This window comes from uncultured Gimesia sp., assembly GCF_937910335.1.
Taxonomy (GTDB): Bacteria; Planctomycetota; Planctomycetia; order Planctomycetales; family Planctomycetaceae; genus Gimesia.
In genome coordinates, this window is sequence record NZ_CALEMX010000024.1 from 1 (window position 1) to 4213 (window position 4213).

Annotated in this window: 3 protein-coding genes; 2 read left to right on the forward strand and 1 reads right to left on the reverse strand. The window is 45.9% G+C overall.

The window, feature by feature from the left end:
• Nucleotides 1–413: 413 nt before the first annotated feature.
• Nucleotides 414–974, forward strand: a complete 561-nt coding sequence (locus Q0668_RS00970; protein WP_298859030.1) for a DUF309 domain-containing protein — start codon at nucleotides 414–416, stop codon at nucleotides 972–974.
• Between the two features lie 116 nt (nucleotides 975–1090).
• Here the strand turns inward: Q0668_RS00970 and Q0668_RS00975 are convergent, their stop codons facing one another.
• Nucleotides 1091–2386 (reverse strand): alpha/beta hydrolase, encoded by a 1296-nt coding sequence (locus tag Q0668_RS00975; protein ID WP_298859032.1) that lies wholly within the window; start codon nucleotides 2384–2386, stop codon nucleotides 1091–1093.
• Between the two features lie 296 nt (nucleotides 2387–2682).
• Here Q0668_RS00975 and Q0668_RS00980 point away from each other — a divergent pair, with 296 nt between their 5' ends.
• Entirely contained in the window at nucleotides 2683–4134 is a 1452-nt protein-coding gene (locus Q0668_RS00980) for a sulfatase-like hydrolase/transferase (RefSeq protein WP_298859035.1), read from the forward strand.
• Nucleotides 4135–4213 lie beyond the last annotated feature (79 nt).

Sequence of the window (4213 nt, forward strand, 5' to 3'; positions counted from 1 at the left end):
GGTTCTCATGAAATTCGCGAAATTACGGCAAATTGTGAAATCTGCTCTTTAAGTTCGATAAAGCTCGTATATGATGGGAAAACAACAAAAGGCTTGGCAAACAGGCTATTATAGTCTGTTTTCAGTTTCCTACCCTATTCTCAGTGCCACATAAATTAACATGCTGGTACAGCGAGTCGACTAAGAGCCACCCATACAAAAAGGTGGGGAGAATCCAAATCAAGGAGGTTCGGGCGCTATCCGTGCGGAACCTTAGATGAATAAATGAGTTAGATCTGTTTACTGTAGTAAATTGATGCTAAGCAATTGAGATTCACACTGTGCCATTCATCACCGTAAATTCAAAGATCTGACTGATCTTTCAAAGCATACTGACCAAAACTTAGATGAAAAGAAATTGGAGATTTTAAAGGATGGTTTATCCTGTTGCAGATGTAGTTCGTTTGTTACCGTCGTCCCGGTTGCCGGAATATACTTTTGTTCCCAGCAAAAACCTGCCTCACCCCTATCGTGATCCAAAGGGGCATAGTTATGGTAACAAACCAAAACCACCTAAGGCGCTCACCGAAGATAACTGGGTGGAACATCGAAATTACCTGAATGCGATCGACTTTTTCAACCTGGGATTCTACTGGGAAGCACATGACGAATGGGAACGCCTCTTGCGTGTCTGTGGACCGGATTCCATTCCTGGTCGGTTCCTCAAAGGATTGGTCAAGCTTTCCGCAGCTGGTATCAAAGTTCGTGAAGGCAGTATTCACGGCGTACGTCGACATGCGGCTTCCGCAGGTGAAGTCTTCGCCGATGTAGCAGCCGAATCGAACTTAGACCATTACTGTGGTCTTGAATTAACCAAACTGCAATTTGCCGCTGATCGCGCTGCACAGTTGCGATATCCGGATGATTTGACATTGGGTGAACCAATCAGGGTATTCCCGTTCCTCTTGGAACCAGAACCATTTCCCCTCGGGTAAATGGATTGATTCGGAAATGATTTCATTCCGACTGGCAAGATAGTAAATCGCTAGCTTAGATCTGTGAAGCCTCGCGCGCGTTGCTTTCCCCACGGTTGGCAATCACATCATCTGATTTAGCGAAGGGTACCGCGCAGGATACTGCCTATGCGACCATGTGTCGATTGAAATTTCCATGCAAGATTTTTCATGACTGCCCGCAGCGCGCGTTCGTTGACCGGGATCCCCTGAAACACGCTTTTAACATCAACCAGAACGGTATTGTTATCGGCGTGATAAGAATGACCTAAGGCAAAAAGGTTTGTATCAACGCCTGAAGCGTCAATGACATTAATTTGTTTGTAATTCGGAAACACCGTCAAATGTGACCCTCCCTCGCCCAATCTTTCGTGCCAGAAAGAATTCGCAACCCGCGATGCTTTCAGAGCTAAATCTTCCGATGAAGAATATATGGTGAATCGCTGGGCTGTTTGCACGATGTGTGGCGCAATCGAATTTTTGAATAGCTGGGCGTCGATATCAGGTGCTGTCAAAATGACTTCGTTAAATAACGGCTGAGGTTCTTTTGATTGAGCCAATTCTTGAGAAATATTTTTCAGCGCACGTGATAAAACTCGATTTCCCATACTGTGCGCAATGAGGTGGATTTTACGCGCTCCTGACTGACGCGCAATCGATTCGATAAACAGCGTCACATTCTCATCACACCATTGTGCCGTCCGCCCATCTTCTTTGTAAGCCCTTAGAGTTCCCTTCGCTTTGGAAGGCCAGCTATACATCAACGGGGCTCCCTTAAATTTTAAGTCGTGAGCAATTTGAGCAGTTCTACGTGCAGCCTCTTCAAACGAGTTATTATAACCGTGTATAAAGATAAACGCTTCGCCACCAACACTCACTTCGCCGTCAGAAGTCTGTTCGACTTCGATCGAGTCCTGGATTGTTTGTTGCAACGATGACAAGAAATCCCTGCCTGAAGCAGGTTCTACCGTCTTGAGCACGATATGTTTATCTGGATTTTCACGAAATTCCAGCTTCCAGAATTTTGGAGATTCCAGTTTCCCAGCCTGATGATTTTTGGGAATGCTGACATCACAATATCCGAGAGATAAATTGGCACGTTCTGATCCAAAAAATTTCTTTGGTTCAGAAGATCCCGTCAGGTTTCGATCCGTACCAAAAAAGACACGGACCGTTTCGTGCATCGCTTTTCCAGCGGACCGCTGTATGTCTGGAGACGGCGGGCTGTCGGGATGACCTCCCTCTTCGGGAGGCTCGACAGATGCTGGCCTAGGAATGGTTGAGTTCGTTTCCTGCTCCTCTGCCTGTTGCCGAGAGCCTTTGTCGCTGTTACATCCTGCAAAGATAAGAAGCCCCGTTAAGGTCAGCGTAATACAGATTCTGGGAGCGCTCATCGTGCATCCTTGCATTTTGAATAAAATTTGATCTGCGAGTTCTAAATAGATATCTTGGAGAAACCGTAAAATAATGCATTTTGATGATCGGCTCAAGACGAAGTCGATAGTTGACAGGACTTCAGTCTCATGAATGTCTCTTTCTTGCCCGAGTCGAGTTCTTTGGGCTTAACTTCTGTTCTGAGTTGGTTTAATTTGAATACTACAATTCGAGAAGCAAAGTGAGGAAAGTGAATGCGAGTTCGTTTTTTCATATATCCCTCTCAATACAGATCCTAGACTGTCAGGATATTAAATTGATAAGCAATTTTGGTAAACTCATTTGTCTTATATCTATCACCTTGTACTGCCAAACAAGGTTGGTTGCAGCAGAATCAAAATCAAAGCCGAATTTCATCATAATTTTTGCTGATGATTTGGGATATGGTGACCTGGAATGTTATGGGCATCCAAAGTTCAAAACTCCCAACCTGAATCAAATGGCGGCAGAAGGCGCACGTCTCACTCAGTTTTATGTGCCTGTCCCCTATTGTGCGCCATCAAGGGCTACCTTGTTGACCGGTCGTTATCCCTGGCGGCATGGCCTCTGGTTTAATCCGGCTCCAGATGGAGCACGGTTTAATAAAGACGTGGGCATTGCCGACAAAGAGCTCTTATTGAGTGAAGCACTGAAGGAGAATGGCTACGCTACAATCTGTGTCGGAAAATGGCATCTCGGTCACAATCCTCCATTTTTTCCGACAAGGCATGGGTTTGATGACTACCTGGGAATTCTCTATTCGAATGACATGCGCCCCGTGAATTTAATCAAAGGGGAAAAGGTTTTTGAATACCCCGTCATTCAAGCAGATCTGACGAAACGTTACACAAACCGTGCAATTGATTTTATTCGTGAAAACCAGAAGCAGCCTTTCTTTTTGTATTTACCGCATGCAATGCCCCACAAACCGTTGGCCGCTTCGGAAGCATTTTATAAAAAGAGCGGTGCAGGATTGTACGGCGATGTGATTGCAGAACTGGATTGGAGTGTGGGCGAAATCTTCAAAACTCTCAAGGAACTCAGTCTGGATGAAAATACGTTCGTAATTTTCACTTCAGACAACGGTCCCTGGTTTGGTGGTCACACCGCAGGTCTCTCAGGAATGAAATCGACAAGCTGGGAAGGTGGACTACGTGTGCCCATGATCGCGCGCTGGCCTGGTAAAATTCCGCGGCGACAAGTAATCGATACCGTCAGCGGCTCGATCGATATCTTTCCAACGATCTTAAATCAGGCTGGTATTAAAATTCCCACTGATCGTGTGATTGACGGAAAGGACTTGTTTCCCGTTCTGACCGAAAACGCGGAATCACAACATGAAGCCTTGTACTCAATGAAGGGGAATCATCTGTTTACAGTGCGCAGCGGTCCCTGGAAGCTGCATGTAAAACCCTCGCCACGTCAGCTTCTAGCCAATCAGGGGAAAGGCTGGATTGACCCTCGCGGCCCCGATGGCGTGACGATTATTGCACCCTATGAACAGGCCATGCCCGACCAACCACCCGGACTCATCAAAGGAGATCAGCCGGTAGCCATGATGTTGTTCAATCTCAATAATGATCCCGCAGAGCAACATAACGTCGCAAAAAAAAATCCGGAAGTCGTCGCCCGGTTGAAAAAACTATATGACAAAATGGAGAGACAGGTTCCCGATGACATCCGTCATTTTAATCGACAGCAAAAGAAACGACCCGCGCGTCAAAAGTAATTCGCATCCTGAATTTCTTTTGAGTTTCATGCGATGCCAGGTATCGTTTATGTAATCGTTTTGAGGATCTTTCTCAGGA